19 protein-coding genes are annotated in these 17,330 nt (G+C 60.3%); 6 read left to right on the top strand and 13 right to left on the bottom strand.

Annotated elements, in window-relative coordinates; all coding sequences use genetic code 11:
• Positions 1-43 precede the first annotated feature (43 nt).
• Positions 44-451: a hypothetical protein gene (locus ACWXTG_RS13170; RefSeq protein ID WP_309564337.1), complete on the bottom strand. Its 408-nt coding sequence runs from the start codon at positions 449-451 to the stop codon at positions 44-46.
• A gap of 248 nt (positions 452-699) precedes the next feature.
• Here ACWXTG_RS13170 and ACWXTG_RS13165 point away from each other — a divergent pair, with 248 nt between their 5' ends.
• Positions 700-1,230: a hypothetical protein gene (locus ACWXTG_RS13165; protein WP_309564336.1), complete on the top strand. Its 531-nt coding sequence runs from the start codon at positions 700-702 to the stop codon at positions 1,228-1,230.
• 74 nt (positions 1,231-1,304) lie between these two features.
• Here ACWXTG_RS13165 and ACWXTG_RS13160 read toward each other — a convergent pair whose 3' ends face one another.
• The 8 genes from ACWXTG_RS13160 to ACWXTG_RS13125 all read right to left on the bottom strand — a co-directional run bounded on the left by ACWXTG_RS13160 (position 1,305) and on the right by ACWXTG_RS13125 (position 8,356).
• Positions 1,305-1,814 carry a TPM domain-containing protein gene (locus tag ACWXTG_RS13160; protein WP_480220150.1) on the bottom strand — a complete coding sequence of 170 codons (510 nt, stop codon included), beginning with the start codon at positions 1,812-1,814 and terminating at the stop codon, positions 1,305-1,307.
• Positions 1,815-1,817: 3 nt separating this feature from the next.
• Positions 1,818-2,690 (bottom strand): TPM domain-containing protein, encoded by an 873-nt coding sequence (locus ACWXTG_RS13155; protein WP_480221243.1) that lies wholly within the window; start codon positions 2,688-2,690, stop codon positions 1,818-1,820.
• An 18-nt stretch (positions 2,691-2,708) separates the two neighbouring features.
• Complete coding sequence (locus ACWXTG_RS13150) at positions 2,709-3,302, bottom strand: LemA family protein (protein ID WP_309564334.1); 594 nt, start codon at positions 3,300-3,302, stop codon at positions 2,709-2,711.
• 113 nt (positions 3,303-3,415) lie between these two features.
• Positions 3,416-4,411 (bottom strand): uracil-DNA glycosylase, encoded by a 996-nt coding sequence (locus tag ACWXTG_RS13145; protein ID WP_480220149.1) that lies wholly within the window; start codon positions 4,409-4,411, stop codon positions 3,416-3,418.
• Positions 4,412-4,421: 10 nt separating this feature from the next.
• A complete protein-coding gene (gene rimI, locus ACWXTG_RS13140; protein ID WP_480220148.1) occupies positions 4,422-4,883 on the bottom strand; it encodes a ribosomal protein S18-alanine N-acetyltransferase in 462 nt (153 codons plus the stop codon).
• Positions 4,880-5,590, bottom strand: a complete 711-nt coding sequence (tsaB, locus tag ACWXTG_RS13135) for a tRNA (adenosine(37)-N6)-threonylcarbamoyltransferase complex dimerization subunit type 1 TsaB (RefSeq protein ID WP_480220147.1) — start codon at positions 5,588-5,590, stop codon at positions 4,880-4,882. The genes rimI and tsaB overlap by 4 nt, the downstream gene beginning before the upstream one ends.
• A 10-nt stretch (positions 5,591-5,600) precedes the next feature.
• The gene (yoaA, locus tag ACWXTG_RS13130; protein WP_480220146.1) at positions 5,601-7,541 is read right to left on the bottom strand and encodes a DNA repair helicase YoaA; all 1,941 of its coding nucleotides are present in this window, start codon (positions 7,539-7,541) and stop codon (positions 5,601-5,603) included.
• A gap of 86 nt (positions 7,542-7,627) precedes the next feature.
• A complete protein-coding gene (locus ACWXTG_RS13125) occupies positions 7,628-8,356 on the bottom strand; it encodes a proteasome-type protease (RefSeq protein WP_407994686.1) in 729 nt (242 codons plus the stop codon).
• Positions 8,357-8,494: 138 nt separating this feature from the next.
• Between ACWXTG_RS13125 and ACWXTG_RS13120 the strand changes: the two genes are divergently transcribed.
• Both ACWXTG_RS13120 and ACWXTG_RS13115 read left to right on the top strand, forming a co-directional pair.
• Entirely contained in the window at positions 8,495-9,535 is a 1,041-nt protein-coding gene (locus ACWXTG_RS13120) for an NADP(H)-dependent aldo-keto reductase (protein WP_480220145.1), read from the top strand.
• An 18-nt stretch (positions 9,536-9,553) separates the two neighbouring features.
• Positions 9,554-10,111: a GNAT family N-acetyltransferase gene (locus tag ACWXTG_RS13115; RefSeq protein WP_480220144.1), complete on the top strand. Its 558-nt coding sequence runs from the start codon at positions 9,554-9,556 to the stop codon at positions 10,109-10,111.
• Between the two features lie 33 nt (positions 10,112-10,144).
• Here ACWXTG_RS13115 and ACWXTG_RS13110 read toward each other — a convergent pair whose 3' ends face one another.
• On the bottom strand, positions 10,145-11,713 hold the full coding sequence (locus tag ACWXTG_RS13110; RefSeq protein ID WP_480220143.1) for a methyl-accepting chemotaxis protein: 1,569 nt from the start codon (positions 11,711-11,713) through the stop codon (positions 10,145-10,147).
• A 501-nt stretch (positions 11,714-12,214) separates the two neighbouring features.
• Between ACWXTG_RS13110 and ACWXTG_RS13105 the strand changes: the two genes are divergently transcribed.
• Together ACWXTG_RS13105 and ACWXTG_RS13100 are read left to right on the top strand one after the other, a co-directional pair.
• Positions 12,215-13,210, top strand: coding sequence for a 2-hydroxyacid dehydrogenase (locus ACWXTG_RS13105; protein ID WP_480220142.1), 996 nt, complete (start codon positions 12,215-12,217; stop codon positions 13,208-13,210).
• Positions 13,207-13,509, top strand: a complete 303-nt coding sequence (locus ACWXTG_RS13100) for a TehB family protein (protein ID WP_480220141.1) — start codon at positions 13,207-13,209, stop codon at positions 13,507-13,509. The genes ACWXTG_RS13105 and ACWXTG_RS13100 overlap by 4 nt, the downstream gene beginning before the upstream one ends.
• 142 nt (positions 13,510-13,651) lie before the next feature.
• Here ACWXTG_RS13100 and ACWXTG_RS13095 read toward each other — a convergent pair whose 3' ends face one another.
• The gene (locus ACWXTG_RS13095; protein ID WP_480220140.1) at positions 13,652-13,906 is read right to left on the bottom strand and encodes a DUF2798 domain-containing protein; all 255 of its coding nucleotides are present in this window, start codon (positions 13,904-13,906) and stop codon (positions 13,652-13,654) included.
• Positions 13,900-14,643, bottom strand: a complete 744-nt coding sequence (locus ACWXTG_RS13090) for an SDR family oxidoreductase (protein WP_480220139.1) — start codon at positions 14,641-14,643, stop codon at positions 13,900-13,902. The genes ACWXTG_RS13095 and ACWXTG_RS13090 overlap by 7 nt, the downstream gene beginning before the upstream one ends.
• Before the next feature lie 125 nt (positions 14,644-14,768).
• Here ACWXTG_RS13090 and ACWXTG_RS13085 point away from each other — a divergent pair, with 125 nt between their 5' ends.
• Positions 14,769-15,377, top strand: a complete 609-nt coding sequence (locus ACWXTG_RS13085; RefSeq protein ID WP_480220138.1) for a TetR/AcrR family transcriptional regulator — start codon at positions 14,769-14,771, stop codon at positions 15,375-15,377.
• Here the strand turns inward: ACWXTG_RS13085 and ACWXTG_RS13080 are convergent.
• Positions 15,374-17,293 (bottom strand): peptidase U32 family protein, encoded by a 1,920-nt coding sequence (locus tag ACWXTG_RS13080; protein WP_480220137.1) that lies wholly within the window; start codon positions 17,291-17,293, stop codon positions 15,374-15,376. The genes ACWXTG_RS13085 and ACWXTG_RS13080 overlap by 4 nt on opposite strands.
• Between the last annotated feature and the right edge of the window lie 37 nt (positions 17,294-17,330).

Here is a 17,330-nt window from a genome sequence, read left to right as displayed (position 1 = left end):
TCGGATGCTGCGAATTCTATCGGGAAACGTGCGCGGCGTCAGCCTAAGCAACAGCGGCAGTCTTTTCAACCAGGCTGTACAGCTTGTCCCGCAATGGTACGAACTCGGGCTCCTGGTCGACGACATAGTAATTCGCCGTCTGGCCGAAACTCAGGTTCACCGCGTACCCTAGCGCGATCGAGCGCGCCGGGAACGGGCCCCGCGCCACGATACCACGCGTCAGGCTACCTGATACCAGGATCACGCGGGACTGCGGGGGAATATCGCCATATTGCGTTGATTGGGAAGACGGGACGAGGTCGACGAACTGGTGGAACAGCTTTTCCCCGTTGTCGGTGACAGGACCGTCCAGCTGGTCCAGGTACTGCTCGATGACGGCCTGGTCTTCGTCTTCGTATACGCCGACCAGCCTCATTCCCTTGATGACACTACCTCTAAATAAGGCTTTCATTTTATTGCCTTTCCATGGATGGTATCCATTTAATATAACGGCATGCCGCGACAAAAGCTGAGACGGCACGCTGGCGGTCTCGGCTTTTGGCCCCGACCCGCCTGTTTCCCACCAAACGACAGCATTGTTGCTCTTGCTGTTTTTTTATGGGCACTCACCACAATACCAAAAAACTGTTATAACCTTATTACCGCATGGCATATTGCATGCAAGCATGTACAACACAGAAAGATTGACGCCGTACCGCTATGACAACACTCACTTCATCTGAATGGGCCGCCTGGGTCCAGGCCATCGGCTCCGTCGTTGCCATTTTCGCCGCCATCGGCATTTCTGCCTGGCAAAACTATATAGACACCCGTCGCCGCAGCATGGAACAGCGCGGCTATTCCAAGCGGCTGATGTCGGTCACCCACAAGATCGCCTACGACATCTATCTGACACTGCACAATATTGAACAGTTGCGCAGCAATCCGTTAAAAAACGAAACCCGGCAAATGCGCGACTTCAACCGCAGCAAGCTGGGCCGCCTCGAACAGGCTTTGCACGCCATTCCCCTGCACAACCTCGGCACCATTACCGCCGTCGAGCAGGTCATGATCATCTTCTCGCAAATCGAGGCGGCGAACAACCTGCTTGCGCCGGAACCTGCAGATATGAAGCACCATATCGACCATGTGCCGTGCAGCGAGATCTACGGCCGCGCCTGGCGACCAATTGTCGAAGCCTGCCGCGTCGCCAGCTACACATTGCGCGGAGAGGTGCTCAACTACACTTAGCCAGGCGAACAAAGCCTTTCACTACTTTTGTATATGGCTTTTTTTACAGTTCTTAGGCGGGCCTAACCAGGCCTCTACAATACAACGGGCTTGTTGGATAGCTCGTTCTTGTCATCCGTCGTTGCGGGGAAATGCTGCTGCAAGGATTTGCCGATTTCCGTAATGGCATAGACCACGCCTTCCTCGAACCGCCCCTGGCGGAATTTCTCCTGCATCACCTTGATGATGCATTCCCAGCCATGCTGGCCCAGGTGGCGGCTGATGCCGCGGTCGGCCAGTATCTCGACGTCATGGTCCGCCATCAGCAGGTAGATCAGCACGCCGTTGTTCTGCTCGGTATCCCAGATGCCCAGCTGCGAGAACAGCTGAATCGCCCGCTGGCGCGGCGTGACGCCGCGCAGCACGGCCAGGGGATGCAGGTCGCCCTCGACGACGAAGCGGATTTCGCCGTTATGCGTTTTCTCGCTGGCGGCAATCGCCTGCTCGATGCGCTGCAATGCAGCCGCCGGGAAATGCCGTCGTACATGCCACGGGGTGTTGAATATATGCGCAAGCAGCCGCAGGAGTGTATGTCGCTTTTTCATGCCTTACCAATCGCCCGAGGCGCCTCCTCCTCCAAAACCACCGCCGCCGCCAGAGAAACCGCCTCCGCCCCAGCCGCCACGGCCGCCGCCAAAACCACCGCCGCCGATCGGCACGCCGCCCATGGCGGAGCCGACCATGGTAATGAAGAATGCGACAAAGCCCAGCGCCGCGGCAAACAGCAGCCCGCCGCCGAACAACATCACAGCCCCGCCCACCAGGCTGCCATTGATCGCGCTGCCGAGGAAATTGCCGAATATGGCGCGCAATACGCCGCCGAGGATCAGGCCGCCGAACAGCAGCAAGGGCAGCATTTCACCAAACCCGCCATCGCCTTGGCCGCCCTGAGCACGCGGTTTGGGCGGCGCAGGCAGCCCTTCGCCGGCAATCAGGCGCGTGATGTAGCCCAGCGCCGCATCGATGCCGCCATAGAAATTGCCTTGGCGGAATGCCGGCGCCATCACGTCGGACACGATGCGCTTGGCAATCACGTCGGGAATCGCCCCCTCGAGGCCGTAACCCACCTCGATGCGCATCTTGCGGTCGTCTTTGGCGACCAGCACCAGGACGCCGTCGTCGACTTTGCCGCGCCCGAGCTTCCAGGCTTCCACCACGCGCATGGAGTATTGCTCTATCGCTTCCGGCGCCGTGGTCGGCACCAGCAGCACGGCAATCTGGCTGCCCTTCTCTTGCTCGAATTGCGCCAGCCTGCTTTCTAGCGCAGCCTGCTCCTGCTGGCTCAGCGTGCCTGTGAGATCCGTCACCCTGGCCGTCAACGCCGGCACCGCCACCTCATCCGCATGGACGCAGCCGGCAATCGCCAGCCATAACCACAATAGCGGCGCCAACAGCCTGGCGTATGAATGCTTGTTCAACAAAACCGACACGCTGCCCTATTACTTATCGAAGCTGACAGCAGGCGCCTTGGAGATTTCGCTTTCGTTCTCCACCGAGAAGTTTGGCTTAGGCTGGTAGTCGAACATCTTGGCGGTCAGGTTGTTGGGGAACTGGCGCACGGCGGTGTTGTAAGCCTGCACGGACTTGATGTAGCGGTTACGCGCCACCGTCACGCGGTTCTCGGTGCCCTCCAACTGCGCCTGCAAGTCGCGGAAGTTGGCGTCCGCCTTGAGCTGGGGGTAATTCTCGGCCACGGCCATCAGGCGCGAGAGCGCAGAGGTCATCTGGCTTTGCGCAGCCTGGAAGCGCGCAAAGGCCTGCTCGTCGTTCAGCAGTTCCGGCGTTGCCTGGATGCTGCCCACCCTGGAACGTGCATCCGCCACCTGAGTCAACACTTCCTGCTCGTGGGAGGCATAGCCCTTGACGGTGTTCACCAGGTTGGGCACCAGGTCGGCACGGCGCTGGTATTGGTTCAGCACCTCGGACCAGTCCGCCTTGACCTGTTCATCGAGGCTCTGGAAAGTGTTGTAGCCACAACCGCTCAAGGTCAGCACCATCAATAGCGCCGCCAACTTCAACCAGATTTTTTGCATGTTCTATCCCTTCGTTCCAAGAATCAATTCAATCCACTGATGAAGCGCCTGGCAAAACTTAACGAAGCGATTTCGCCGGACGCTCTAGACACGGGCTCATGCCCATCCTTAAACTAAGCTACAGATGGGGGCGATGCCGCCGATTGCAAGCCCCGCATGGTTTCCCGCGCGAAGCACAAGTCATCCCAGGCCTTGGCCTTGTCCGGCAGGTTGCGCAACAGGTAGGCCGGATGGTAAGTGATGATCACCGGCACCCCGTGAAAATCATGCAGCCTGCCGCGCAAGCCGGCAATGCTCTTGTCGCTGGCAAGCAGCGACTGCGCCGCGAACTTGCCCAGCGCGACAATCAATTTCGGCTTGATCAGTTCCACCTGGCGCTTGAGGTAAGGGTCGCATTTCACCACTTCCTCGCCATGCGGATCGCGGTTGGCGGGCGGGCGGCACTTGAGCACGTTGGCGATATAGACATTCTCGCCGCGCTTCAGTGCGATGGCGGCCAGCATATTGTCGAGCAATTGGCCAGCCGAGCCGACGAATGGTTCGCCGCGCCTGTCCTCCTCTGCTCCGGGCGCCTCGCCGACGAACAGCCACTCCGCATTCGGGTCGCCGACGCCGAACACGGTTTGCGTGCGTTTCTGTGCCAGGTCGCAAGCCTCGCATTCCGATACGCTCTGCTGCAAGGCTTGCCAATCCATGGCCATGATGGCGGTCCGCCTGTCGCCCTGCGGAGCGGGATCCTCTTCTTCAAACAATGGCGGTACGCCGCTTTCACTGAACTCCGGCCATGACTGCATGGCTTCGAAATATTCCGGATCGGGCTGCATATCGCCAGCCTCATAATTGCCTGTCTCGGGCATGGGCTCCGCTTGAGCCGCTATCGGGGCCGGCGAGGTTTCAACCGGGCTTGGCGCCTGGGTTTGTAACGGCTCACTGGCGACCTCGCTGGCAAGAGCGTCTGTCCTAGCCTCTACCGGATCAGGTTCAATTGCTGCAACCTCGCGCCGCTCATCCTGCGACTGACCTGCAGCCGGCAATACTGCCGGGTTCCGCAAGCGCCAGACTGGCAATAACTCCAGCTCGCGCAACATATCGTCGCGGCTCAGGCCCATGTCGCCTCCTTCACAATGCCGCTCCCATCAGCACGGCATCCTCGCGCCCCTCAGGCGCGGGGTAATAGCCGCGGCGGACCGCCATCTCATTGAAGCCCATGCTTTCGTACAGGCTCAGCGCCGCCTGGTTGGAAGGACGCACTTCCAGGAACATATTCAGCGCGCCATGTTGACGGCCGATATCCATCATATGGGCCAGCAGATTGCGTCCATAGCCCTTGCCCTGCCAGGGCGCCGCGATGCTGATATTGAGCAGGTGCGCTTCGTCCAGCACCAGCATCATGACGGCATAACCGAACAGCTCGCCGTCGCGCTCATATACCCAGCAGCTATGGCCCGCGCTCAGCGAGTCGCTGAAGTTGCCGCGCGTCCAGGGGTACGGGAAAATCGTCGGCTCTATCCTGGACACGGTATCCAGGTCTGCCGCCTGCATGGGCCGCAGCCTGACCTCGGGCTTCAGCACGGCATTCATGCGCCGGCCGCCCTGGCTTCGCGCTCGCGCGTGGTCAGCGCAACCTTGTTGCGGATATAGATGGGGGCAGCTTCGCTGGCCGGACGCCCCAGGCCAGCTTCAAACCCGGGCAATGCCAATCGTGCAATCGCCGCGGCACGCGGATAAGCCTGGGGAAGACACTGTGCCAGTTGCCTGGCATAGCGCTCCTCCAGCGCTTGCGCGTAAGCCTTCCAGCCGCTGCCTATCCCGGTCCAGCCCTCGCCCTCGATTTCCGGCACCGCATCCGGCGCATACAGTCCGGGGGCAACGACTTCCTGCCAGCCTGCCGCTGTTTTCTCAGCCGTCGTTTTCTCATAGGCAGCGTGGTACACCTCGCCCATGCGCGCATCCAGGCAGGCGATCACCCTGCCGGCGCCCTGTGCGTCCTCGGCCAGCGCCAGCAATGTGCTCACGCCGATGACGGGCAGCCCGGCTCCAAAGGCCAGCCCCTGGGCGACGCCGCAACCTATGCGCAAGCCTGTGAACGAACCGGGGCCCGCGCCGAAGGCAATGCCGTCCAGGTCGCGCAGCCCTACGCCCGCTTCGTTCAAAAGCTCGCGCAGCAAAGGCAGGATACGCTGGGAATGGGACTGGCCCGCCAGCAGCTCGCGCTCGGCAAACCTGCCATCGAGCAGCAGGGCCAGCGACAGGTATTCCGTAGAGGTATCTAGGGCGAGGAGCTTCATGCCGGATATATCACGCCGGATCAAGTGGGGAAGAAGCGAAGAATTCTACTACATCTTCCACATTGCGCGTCCGGCGCATCGGCGGCAGGCTCTGCCAGATTCTGCGCCCGTAGGGCTTGCTGATCAGCCGTGGGTCGCAGATCATCAGCACCCCGCGGTCGCGTTCGTCGCGGATCAGGCGTCCCGCCCCCTGCTTGAGGGTGATGACGGCATACGGCAACTGGTACTCCATGAAGGCGTTCTTGCCCTCGGCGTTCATCTTGTCGATGCGTGCCGCCAGCACCGGGTCGTCGGGCGGCGCGAACGGCAGCTTGTCGATGATCACGGCAGACAGCGCCTCGCCGCGCACGTCCACGCCCTCCCAGAAGCTTTGCGAGCCCACCAGCACGGCATTGCCGAGCTGGCGGAAGCGCTCCAGCAGCTCGCTGCGCGCGGTATCGCCCTGCATCAGCAGCGGGTACTCCAGCCCCTCGGCCGCAAAGACATCCTTGAGCAGCGCATGCAATTCGCGCATCGCGCGCAGGCTGGTGCAGAGCACGAACGCACGCCCGCGGCTAGCCTTGATCACCGGCAACGCCATGGCGGCGACGGCGGCCGCATATCCGGCGCTATTGGGCTCGGGCATGCCCTGCGGCACGTAGAACAAACCTTGCCGGCCGTACTCGAACGGGCTGTCCCAATGGCCGGTGGTGGCCTCCTGCAGGCCCATCTGCGCGAGGTAATGGCTGAAATCGCTTTTCACCGCCAGGGTCGCGGAGGTGAAAATCCAGCCGCGCGGCTGGGCGTTGAGCTGCTTGCTGAACCCTTCGGCCACGGAAAGCGGCGTGGCATGCAACTGCACCGACTGGCTGAACACTTCGACCCAGCGCACCAGGTTGTCATCGGCGGCGGCATGCCAGCGTTGCAGCAAGGCCTGCAACGCAAGCGCGCGCTGCCAGCAGTTATCGACGGCCGGATCGCGCTCCGCCTGGGTTTCCAGGACGTTTGCCAGCTCGGCGAGCTTTTCCTGCATCGTCGCATAGGCGGCCTCGAAGTTGCGCAATGCCAGGGCTTTCTGCACCGGCAAGCGCGCGCCCTCGTAGGCGAAGATCAGGCGGAAATCGCGCACGGCTTTTTCCAGCGCGGCCGTCGCCTCCGGCAATGCCGTGCAATCCTTGACCGTGGTGAGGTATTCGTTATGGGAGTCGCGCGCCAGCTCCATGAGCTGGCTGGTGGAATAGCCCTCGCCGAAGAACATGCCCGCGACTTCGGGCAACTGGTGGGCCTCGTCGAAGATCACGGTATTCGCCGCGGGCAACAGCTCGGCCACGCCTTCGTCGCGCAGCATCACGTCGGCGAAGAACAAGTGGTGGTTCACGACCACCACGTCCGCGGCCAGCGCGCGCTTGCGCGCCTCCATCACGAAGCAATCCTTGTAGAAGGCGCACTCCTGCCCTACGCAATTGTCGCGGGTGGAAGTCACCGCGGGCCAGACGGTAGCGCTTTCGGGCACCGAAGTCAGCTCGCTCTTGTCGCCCGTGGCGCTGTTCTCGGCAAAGGCCTGGATCTTGTGGACATAGGCCGCGTCTTCGCGCGAATAGAAGCGGCCCTCGCTCATCGCGCGCTGCAGGTGGAAATGGCAGACGTAATTGGCGCGCCCCTTGAGCATGGCGACGGTGACCGGCACCTTGAGCGCGTCGCGTACGGCAGGCAGATCGCGGTTGAACAATTGGTCCTGCAAGGTCTTGGTGCCGGTGGAAATGATGACCTTGCCGCCCGACAGCAGCGCGGGCACGAGGTAGGCGAAGGTCTTGCCCGTGCCGGTGCCGGCCTCGGCTACCAGCTGGCGGTTGTGCTTGATCGCCTCGGCGATCGCCTGCGCCATTTCCTGCTGTTGCAGGCGCGCGCGATAGCCTGGGATGGTTTCCGCCAACGGGCCTTGCGCGGAAAATACATGGTCTAGGTCGCTCAAGCGGGACTTTCAGGGTGATCTATCGAAAACCCTGACATTATACTGGACTTGCGGCTGGATTCCGTGCGGTTCTTGACCGCGGCACATCAACACCAGTCCGGGTTGGGCAAAGCGGCAAACACCTCGCGCAGGCCGTCGGACCAGCCCTGGCGTATGGTGTTGTAGTAGGGGTCGCTTTCGGTAAGGCGCTGCCTGCAATCCGCATGGAAGCTATCCGTGCGGTAGATCAGCAGGTCGATCGGCGCGGCTACCGAGATATTGCTGCGTATAGTCGAATCGAAGGAGATCAGCACGCACTTCACCGCCTCCATGATGTCGCTCTCGTGCGTGATCACGCGGTCGATGATGGGCTTGCCGTACTTGGTCTCGCCGATCTGGAAGTAAGGGGTTTCCTGGCTGGTCTCGATGAAATTGCCCGCGGCGTAAATCGAGAACAGCTTGGGCGGCTCGCCCCGGATCTGCCCGCCGACGAGGATGCTGGCGTTGAAATCGGTGTTATGGTTCTTCAAATGCTCATGGTCGAGCTCGTACACCACCCGCAGCTGCTCGCCCACCAGCTGCGCGGCATCGAACATGCTCGCGACGTTGTGCAATGTCGCGCCCTCGTTGAGCTTGATCGCGTCGCGCAGACGGTTGATCACCGCCTGAGTGATGGCAAGGTTGCCTGCCGTCATCAAGGTAATCACCCGCTCTCCCGGCACGTCGAACACGCTCATCTTGGGGAACACGGCCACCTGGTCGACGCCGGCATTGGTACGGGTATCGGACGCCAAGACCAGCCCCTGGTCGAGCAACAAGCCTACACAGTAAGTCATGCGGAAAACACGGTGATTGAGTTGGGTTCATCATACGCATGCGCGCAGGGCTCGACAATACCACAAGGGGAGTAGTGCCACCCGCCTACGCAAAATGACGTACACTTGCCTTTTTCCCACAGACTCAGGGACAGTCACATGGAATACCGCAAGCTAGGCAAATCAGACCTCGACGTATCCGCCATCTGCCTGGGCACCATGACCTTCGGCGACCAGAACACCGAAGCCGAGGGCCATGCCCAGCTCGATTACGCGCTATCGCAAGGCATCAACTTCATCGACACCGCCGAGATGTACCCGGTGCCGCCCAAGGCCGAGACCTATACCCGCACCGAAAGCATTATCGGCACCTGGCTCAAGCGCCAGCCGCGCGACAAGATCATCCTCGCGAGCAAGGTGGCGGGCGGCAACCGCAAGCTCGACTGGATACGCGGCGGCCCGAGCGCGGTAGACCGCGAAAATGTGCGTTCGGCCATCGAAGGCTCGCTCAAGCGCTTGCAGACCGACTACCTCGACCTCTACCAGATCCACTGGCCGGAACGCAATGTGCCGATTTTCGGGCAATACCAGTTCGACCCAGCCAAGGAAACCAAGGCCTGGGTGTCGATCCAGGAGCAGCTTGAAACCTTGGCCGAACTGGTGAAGGAAGGCAAGGTACGCTACGTCGGCGTGTCCAACGAACAGCCTTGGGGCGTAATGGAATTCCTGCGCGCTTCCGAGCAATACGGATTGCCGCGCATCGCCTCCATCCAGAACAGCTACAGCCTGCTCAACCGCGGATTCGAGTTCGGCATGACCGAGATTGTCTACCGCGAGCAAGTGAGCCTGCTTCCCTACTCGCCCCTTGCATTCGGCCATCTCACGGGCAAATATATCGACGACCCGCAGGCCAAGGGCCGCGTCACCCTGTTTCCCGGCTACGCCCAGCGCTACACCAAGCCCAACGTCACCCCTGCCAGCGCGGCCTATGCGGGGCTCGCACGCAAGCATGGCCTCAGCCCTGCCGAACTGGCGCTCTCGTTCGTCTACCACCGCTGGTTCGTGACCAGCACGATTATCGGCGCCACCAGCCTGGATCAGCTGCAGGAAAACATCGGCGCCTGGCAAAAGCCTCTTTCGCAGGACATTTTGCAGGAGATCGAAGCGATCCACCTGCGATACATGAACCCCGCGCCTTGAGGCGATATTCCTAGCGGCATGCAGTTGCCCAGCCTGAATACCGCACGCTTGGCGCTGCGTCCCTACGTGATCCAGGATGCGCCAACCGTGCAATCGATGTTGGAAGACCGGCGAATTGCAGCCATGTGCGCTTCCATTCCCTGGCCTTACCCGCCCGATGCAGCCGAGGAATGGTTCGGCACCCATGAAGTTCATCACGACCAACTGACGGGCGTCATTTTTGCCGTGACCAGGCGGCAGGACGACGTCCTGCTTGGCACTGTCAGCCTGCTGGATATCCATGCCGCCGACCGCCGTGCGGAAGTCGGCTATTGGATTGCCGCCGAGTACTGGAACCAGGGTTACTGCACGGAAGCCTTGCAGGCGCTCATGGCGTTCGCGCGCAACACGCTGGGCATTACGCGCATTACCGGGCGCTGCCTAGCGCATAACCGGGCATCGGCACGCGTGCTGGAAAAATGCGGCTTGCTCCAGGAAGGTGTGCTGCACGCGCATGCCCGCTCAGAAGGGAAATACCACGACGTACTGGCCTTTGGCGTTTGCTGGCCAGAGCGCGTGTACTCTGCGGACGGTTGAAGACTTATTGCCAGCATCCGCTGGCAGTTCGCATCAGCCTAATTTGAACCTGCCCACCGCCAAAGCCAGCTCGTCCGCCTGCTGCTGCAATGAGGCTGCCGCTGCAGCCGCCTGCTCGACCAGGGCTGCGTTCTGCTGCGTGACCTGGTCCATCTGGCTGATCGCGATGTTCACCTGTTCGATACCGCTGGTCTGCTCGCGGCTGGCGACAGTGATTTCGGCCATGATATCGATGATGCGCTGCACGCTCTGCACCACTTCCTGCATCGTCGCTCCCGCTTCCGTCACCAGCTTTTCCCCGGTGCCAACACGCTCCACCGAGTTGCCGATCAGCTCCTTGATTTCCTTGGCAGCCGAAGCGGAACGTTGCGCCAAGCCGCGCACCTCCGCAGCGACCACGGCAAAGCCCCGCCCCTGCTCGCCAGCCCTGGCGGCTTCGACTGCCGCATTCAATGCTAGGATATTGGTCTGGAAGGCAATCCCGTCGATCACGGCGATAATATCGACAACCCGCTTGGAAGCCTCGTTGATCGATTCCATGGTTGATACCACCTGCGACACCACATTGCCGCCACGCAAGGCAATTTCGGAAGCGGAGGCGACAAGCTGGTTGGCTTGCTGGGCATTATCCGCGTTCTGGCGCACTGTAGCGGTGATTTCCTCCATGGAGGACGCGGTCTCCTCCAAGGCGCTGGCCTGCTGCTCGGTACGGGAGGATAAATCCAGGTTGCCTGCCGCGATCTCGCTGGAGCCAGTCGCAATCGCGTCGGTGCCTTGGCGCACCCTGTTCACGATGCGCACCAGGCTGTCATTCATTTCCTTCAATGCCGAGAGCAGCTGGCCGGTTTCGTCCTGAGACGATATGTTGATGTCAGCTGTGAGGTCGCCGGCGGCCACGGTCTTTGCGATTGCAATAGCGCTGTTGAGCGGGCGCGTCACGCTGGTGATGATCCAATAGGTCAGCCCGGCGCCGGCAGCAGTCAGGATAAGCAGTGCCAGCAGAATCGACGAGACGGCAAGATCGTGCTGCTTCTGCGCCGATGCTTGATTGCGCTCGCGAATGCTTGCCGAGTGCTCGCTGACAAACGCCACGATCTGGTCGATCTTTTGAGTAGGTTCGCGGTCCATGCCCTTGACCAGCTTATCGACGGCCTGCGTGCTCTCGAGGCGGGCGCTGTCGAACTGCTTGAGCGCATCAAGATAATCGAATTCAAGCTTGGCAAGCGAACTTTTCGCCTCGGTCACCATGTCCTCATCCAGGCCGAGCTTAGCGAAAATAGTCTGCAGCCTGCCTAACTCCTCTTGCGTCTCTTTGCCGCTCTTGATGAAGGCATCCCGGTATTTGGCAAACGCTTCCATATCATGGCCGCGTAACAACGTGTTCTTCCACTCCTGGATCTGTATCTTGAATATGACTTGTGCCTTGCGGGCAGTATCCACTGCCTCTTCCGAGGACGCGGCCTGTTCCAGCGTAAGCTGGAGCAGAGCGTTCGTTTTCGACAGCGCGATCCAACCCGTCAGCCCCAGGATCAGCGACCCCAGCAGAAGAAACACGCTCAGGCCGATCAAGCGCGTGGAGATTTTTATATCATGGAGTTGCATTGTCTTACTCGGGAGTTGGAACAGGTTGGATGGGATGAGGCCACACTAGCGGCAGCTTCGTCATTTACGGCATTCCCCAGCGAAACTGAAGACATAAAGCGCGTTGCCCGCATGACAATTTCGCCACATAAATATTGCAATTTAATGTCATTTTGACGAATTGAATTAAAGACCCATCAACGGAGCGCCTATTAAGTACTCGAGAAGATAGAAAATAACCATATAAATACAAAATCTTATGGAAATATTTTTATCAAGGGGTGTCCTTTTTTCATTCTCGCGTGTCATTACTAGTAGAAGACCTGAAAATTTCAGAGTGATCGGCATAACAATTTGAAGCGAAGCTCATTCGCCGGCACATTTCCCTGACGTTGGACGTATCCACCCTCCCCTCGCGGGAGGGCTTGTTTTGCGCTTGGCCGCGCGGCTGCTTGGCTGCGGCCTGTATTGATGTTTTAATCAAGCCATCGAGCCTGCCGCCCGCCAATGTAAAGGAGTCCGATGCGCATCGTCTTTTTCAGCACCCAGGTATACGACCGGGAAAGCTTTCTTGCCTTTCCCAAGCCCCAGAATACCGAATTCATCTTCCAGCAGCCCAAGCTCACGGTGGATACCGCCGTGCTTGCCGCAGGAGCGGAAGTCGTCTGCGCCTTCATCAATGACGACTTGTCCGCCCCGGTGCTGGAGAAGCTGGCAGCCAACGGCACCAGGCTGGTCGCATTGCGCTCCGCGGGCTACAATCATATCGACCTGGAAGCCGCACAAAGGCTCAACCTCGCCGTCGTGCGCGTGCCCTCCTATTCGCCGCATGCGATCGCCGAGCATACCGTCGCATTGATCCTTGCGCTCAACAGGCACCTGACGCGCGCCTACAACCGTACCCGCGAAGGCGATTTCAGCCTGCGCGGATTGACGGGGTTCGACCTGGTCAACAAGACCGTAGGCATTGTCGGCACGGGGCAAATCGGCGCAGCGTTTGCGCGTATCATGGCAGGCTTCGGCTGCAAGATACTGGCCTACGATCCCTATCCCAACCCGGAAGTCACTACGCTGGGGGCCAGCTACCTCGAGCTCGACGCATTGTTGGCGCAATCCCATATCGTCAGCCTGCATTGCCCGCTGAGCCCTGCGACCCACCACCTCATCAATGCCAGCTCGCTCAGCCGCATGCAGCAAGGCAGCATGCTCATCAACACCAGTCGCGGCGCATTGGTGGACACGCCCGCCGTGATCGACGCATTGAAGCGCGGCCACTTGGGCTACCTTGGCTTGGACGTATATGAAGAAGAAGCGGACTTGTTCTTCGAGGATTTATCCGATTTCCCATTGCAGGATGACGTGCTGGCGCGCCTGCTGACCTTCCCCAACGTCATCATCACCGCCCACCAGGCTTTCCTCACGCGTGAAGCGCTCGATGCGATCGCCGGCACCACGCTTGCCAATATCAGCGCCTGGACGGAAGGTAAGCCGCAAAACCTGGTCAGGCTGGAAACATGAGCCTGATTCCCAGCCAGCTTCCCGAAGGGCTGGAAGCCTACAAGCGTACCCCGGACTTCACGCCGGACAACCTGCCAGCCGCCCTGCAATCGCAGCATTCCACCAAGGCCGGCGTCTGGGGCCTGCTGCATGTGTTGGAAGGCCAAGTCGTCTACCGCCTGGCGCCGCCGAATGAAGCATCAGCGATTGCCAATGCGGGGGAAACCATCGTCATATTGCCGGAGATCGTCCATTGGGTGGAATTCGGCATCCCCGGCAGGTTCTATGTTGAGTTTTACCGCGCAGCGGCAATTGAGTAGCAGCTTTCACGCTTCGCGGCGGCTCGGTCACGGCTCCGCGCTCTACCGAAACTGCGACTGCTACCCATCAGGCTAGAGAACAGATAGCGCTAAACAAGCACTATCCTCAAGTATCGAAAGGCTGATGACGCCTTTGCTTTGTCTAGTCCCTTTCCACGACCCAGTCCAGCAAGCGATCGATCCGCGGCGCAATCAGGATAATGGACAGGAACACCACGGGCCATGCCGTGATGAAAGCATGGGCCCATTGATGCAGGAAGAGAGGCGCAGGCACGCCGCGCAACGCCAGGATCACCGCCGACACGATCAGCGAGGTTACCGCCGACATGACAAAGGCGAACAATGGCTTGCGGTACCGGGAGTGCAGGCGCCTGCCATGCGGCGGCAACCTTACCAAGGCAATGCTTCGCCCTGATGGAAGAATCCGCCGGTTGGCCCTTCCGCGTCCAGCGTGGCGAGTTGTGCGCTGGTCTTGCCGCTGCCATCCACCTCCATCGGGGCGTTGGCGCCGCCAAGCGCTGTCTTCACCCAGCCGGGATGGGCCGCATTGACCTTGATCGCCGTATGTTTGAGCTCGTGTGCAAGATGCACGGTATAAGCGTTCAAGGCAGTTTTGGATGTGTTGTAGGCGACGCTCTTCGCCTGCTCGATAGGCGAATCCGGCATGCTGTGCAGGCTGAGTGAAGCGAGGATGCTGGAAAGGTTGACGATCCGCCCGGCCGTGGAGCGCTTGATCAAGGGCAGCAAGGCCTGGGTCAGCTCGATAACGGCGAAGAAATTGACCTCGAAGGTATCGCGCAGCACGTTGCCTTCCACTTGACTGCTGTTGTTGCCGCCGACCAAGTTCTCTTTCAAGATGCCTGCATTATTCACCAGGATATCCAGCTTGCCGAAATGCTGCTCGACAAACGCCGCCACCTGGGCGGCGGCCCCTGGCTTGCCCGCCTCGTAAGGCACCACGACAGCCTTGATGCCTAGCGCCTGCAATTTTTCCGCTGCGGCTTCGCCGCCTGCGGGGTCGCGCACAGCCAATATCACCTGAATGCCTTGCTCCCCCAGTTCCTTAGCGGTTTCGAAGCCGATGCCGCGGTTGGCGCCGGTAATCAATGCAACCTTGCTTTCCATGTTACTCATGCTGATCTCCTATATTTATGTACCAAACGGTAAATAAATATTAAACGGTGCGGAATTACATTGTCAAATAATTTTCAACCAAGTGGTACAATATTATTAATTCGATAGTGACTGCGAGTATGAACATGGCTGACACCAAGAAACCACGGGGCCGCCCCAGCAAATTCGACCCGGAGGCATCCCTGGAGATTGCGATGCGATTGTTCTGGGCCCATGGCTATGAAGGCACCTCGGTCGCAGAATTGACCGATGCCATGGGAATCAACAAGCCAAGCCTGTATGCCGCGTTCGGCAGCAAGGAGGAATTGTTCGAGAAAGCGCTGCAGCGATACATCGCCGGCCCGATTGCATTCGTTTCGGCCGCGCTCGGCGAACCCACTGCCTACCGCGTGGTGGAAAAGCTATTGTCGGAAAGTGCAAAGTCCCTGACCGAGCCTGACCAGCCCCATGGCTGCATGATCAATACGGGATCGTTAAGCTGTGGAGTGCAGGCCGAAGCAGTCAAACAGCTGCTGATCGAGCGGAGACAAGCATTGGAAGCGGCACTCATTGCCAGAATGCAGCGCGCCAGCCTGGAAGGGGAGCTAGACGAAGACACCGACCCAGCCGCCTTGGCGAAATATATCGCCACCGTGCATCAGGGAATGAGCGTGCAGGCCGCTTCAGGGGCGAGCCGTGAATCACTGCTCGCAGTTGCCCGGACAGTATTGAGCCTCTGGCCAGGGAAACGCTAAGCCGGGCGCTTCGCGAAAAACTGCACCGGTTGCGGTTGCGGCAGTTGCAGCACGTTCTTGCGCACCTTGCCCATCACGTGCATTTCGCAGCGCTTGCAGTCGAACTTGAGGCTGATCCTGTCCTTGCCGCTGACGAGGGTCATGGGTTCGGCGGTAATCGTGCCCTGCACGCCGATCACGCCTTTGGCTTCCTTCGGGCACATGGCGAAGCTGTAGCGCAGGCAGTGCTTGGTGATCATCACCGGCACTTCGCCCAGTTCCTCGTTCGCCTCGTAGGCGGCGGCAATCGCCTGCACGCCGTGCTTTTCGTAGAACTCGCGCGCTTTCTTGTTGTAGACGTTGGAGAGGTAGCTCAGCGTATCCTGCGGGTATTGCGCAGGCGGCTCGGCGGGCTTGCCGGGCCTGGGGCGCTCGTAACCGAGCAAGCGCGTGGCCTGCAGCTGGGCCACCGCCTCGCGCCGGAGCTGGTTGACGACGGAACTGGGAATGAACCATGCCGCCTTGAGGTCCAGCGCAACTTCGCCAGCTGAAAACTCGGTATTGCCGAGCTTGGCAAGATTGTCGCGGATACTGGCTTGCGCCTTTTCCGCCTGCTCGGCCGGCTGCTTTTCCGCGCTGGTTTGCACATAGGCCATGAAGCCGTCTTCGTCCTGCATGCTGAGCGCGAAGCCGTCCACCGTTTCATGCAGCGTCATCGCCACACTGATTTTTCGCTGGGCGGAATCCTTTTCCAGCAAACGCAGGAAGGCATGGTCGCGGTTGCGGTAGACCTTCATGTTGCGGCGCATGTCGGCGGGCATTTCGTTCGGGTAGAGGCGCTTGCCCTGCACGGTGTTGATGCGCATGCCGGTGAGTTCCTTGTGCACGTCGAAGAAACACACGCCGTCGCCGTTGTGCAATTCCAGCGAAGTTTCCACTTCAAAATAATCCGGCCCGACCTTGGTGACGCGGCCGATTTCCTCGCCCGCGAACTTGGGCGTATCGAACGCGCCGACGTCCTCGCCGCGTCCGTGCAGGAAGTATTCGGTGGTGCTGCGGTTGAAGGTTTTTTCCGGCTGCGGCACGAAGCTGAAGATCGCGCGGCCCGAGGAGGCGCGGCGGTAATGCGGGTTGTCCTCGAGGATGTCGTCCAGCAACTGGCGGTAGTAGGCCGTGGCGTTCTTGACGTAGGCGATATCCTTGTAGCGCCCCTCGATCTTGAAAGCGCTCACGCCCGCCTCCGCCAGCGCGCGCAGGTTGGCGCTCTGGTCGTTGTCCTTCATCGAGAGCAAGTGCTTATCCTTGGCGAGGATGCGGCCCTGGCTGTCTTCCAGGGTATAGGGCAGGCGGCACTCCTGCGAGCATTCGCCGCGGTTGGCGCTGCGCCCGGTGTGGGCGTGGCTGATGTAGCACTGGCCGCTGAACGCCACGCACAACGCGCCGTGGATGAAATATTCAAGATTACAACTGGTAGCGGCAGCGACCTTGCGTATGGTGTTGAGGTCCATCTCTCGCGCCAGCACGATCTGGGTGAAGCCGACCTGGTCGAGGAACACGGCCTTTTCCACGGTGCGGATGTCGGTCTGCGTGCTCGCATGCAGTTGGATCGGCGGGATGTCCATCTGCAGCAGGCCCATGTCCTGCACTATCAGCGCGTCCACGCCCGCGTCGTACAATTGCCAGGCGGTCTGCCGCGCGGTTTCGAGTTCGTTGTCGTGGAAGATGGTGTTGAACGCCACGAACACTTCGGCATGGTAGCGGTGCGCATGCGCCACCAGCCGCGCAATATCCTGCACCGAGTTTTCCGCCTTGGCGCGCGCGCCGAACGCCGGTCCGCCGATATACACGGCATCGGCGCCGTGGTTGATCGCGGCAATGCCGTAATCGGCATTCCTGGCCGGAGCGAGCAATTCAAGATGGCGGCGGCTTTGGGTCATGGCTTGTAGGAATAAAGCGAATGGCAAAAGGATGCGC

This window comes from Methylobacillus sp. DLP286 (assembly GCF_056636515.1).
Note: the sequence above shows the minus strand (reverse complement) of the source record. Positions and strands in the feature narration are given on the sequence as shown.

Excerpts from the sequence above, each read along its gene's own strand:
- ACWXTG_RS13165 (WP_309564336.1), top strand. The coding sequence starts at position 700 with ATGACAACACTCACTTCATCTGAATGGGCCGCCTGGGTCCAGGCCATC.
- ACWXTG_RS13150 (WP_309564334.1), bottom strand. The coding sequence starts at position 3,302 with ATGCAAAAAATCTGGTTGAAGTTGGCGGCGCTATTGATGGTGCTGACC.
- ACWXTG_RS13120 (WP_480220145.1), top strand. The coding sequence starts at position 8,495 with ATGGAATACCGCAAGCTAGGCAAATCAGACCTCGACGTATCCGCCATC.
- ACWXTG_RS13105 (WP_480220142.1), top strand. The coding sequence starts at position 12,215 with ATGCGCATCGTCTTTTTCAGCACCCAGGTATACGACCGGGAAAGCTTT.
- ACWXTG_RS13080 (WP_480220137.1), bottom strand. The coding sequence starts at position 17,293 with ATGACCCAAAGCCGCCGCCATCTTGAATTGCTCGCTCCGGCCAGGAAT.
- ACWXTG_RS13085 (WP_480220138.1), top strand. The coding sequence starts at position 14,769 with ATGGCTGACACCAAGAAACCACGGGGCCGCCCCAGCAAATTCGACCCG.
- ACWXTG_RS13115 (WP_480220144.1), top strand. The coding sequence starts at position 9,554 with ATGCAGTTGCCCAGCCTGAATACCGCACGCTTGGCGCTGCGTCCCTAC.
- ACWXTG_RS13145 (WP_480220149.1), bottom strand. The coding sequence starts at position 4,411 with ATGGGCCTGAGCCGCGACGATATGTTGCGCGAGCTGGAGTTATTGCCA.
- ACWXTG_RS13125 (WP_407994686.1), bottom strand. The coding sequence starts at position 8,356 with ATGACTTACTGTGTAGGCTTGTTGCTCGACCAGGGGCTGGTCTTGGCG.
- ACWXTG_RS13160 (WP_480220150.1), bottom strand. The coding sequence starts at position 1,814 with ATGAAAAAGCGACATACACTCCTGCGGCTGCTTGCGCATATATTCAAC.
- rimI (WP_480220148.1), bottom strand. The coding sequence starts at position 4,883 with ATGAATGCCGTGCTGAAGCCCGAGGTCAGGCTGCGGCCCATGCAGGCG.
- tsaB (WP_480220147.1), bottom strand. The coding sequence starts at position 5,590 with ATGAAGCTCCTCGCCCTAGATACCTCTACGGAATACCTGTCGCTGGCC.
- ACWXTG_RS13170 (WP_309564337.1), bottom strand. The coding sequence starts at position 451 with ATGAAAGCCTTATTTAGAGGTAGTGTCATCAAGGGAATGAGGCTGGTC.
- ACWXTG_RS13100 (WP_480220141.1), top strand. The coding sequence starts at position 13,207 with ATGAGCCTGATTCCCAGCCAGCTTCCCGAAGGGCTGGAAGCCTACAAG.
- ACWXTG_RS13110 (WP_480220143.1), bottom strand. The coding sequence starts at position 11,713 with ATGCAACTCCATGATATAAAAATCTCCACGCGCTTGATCGGCCTGAGC.
- ACWXTG_RS13090 (WP_480220139.1), bottom strand. The coding sequence starts at position 14,643 with ATGAGTAACATGGAAAGCAAGGTTGCATTGATTACCGGCGCCAACCGC.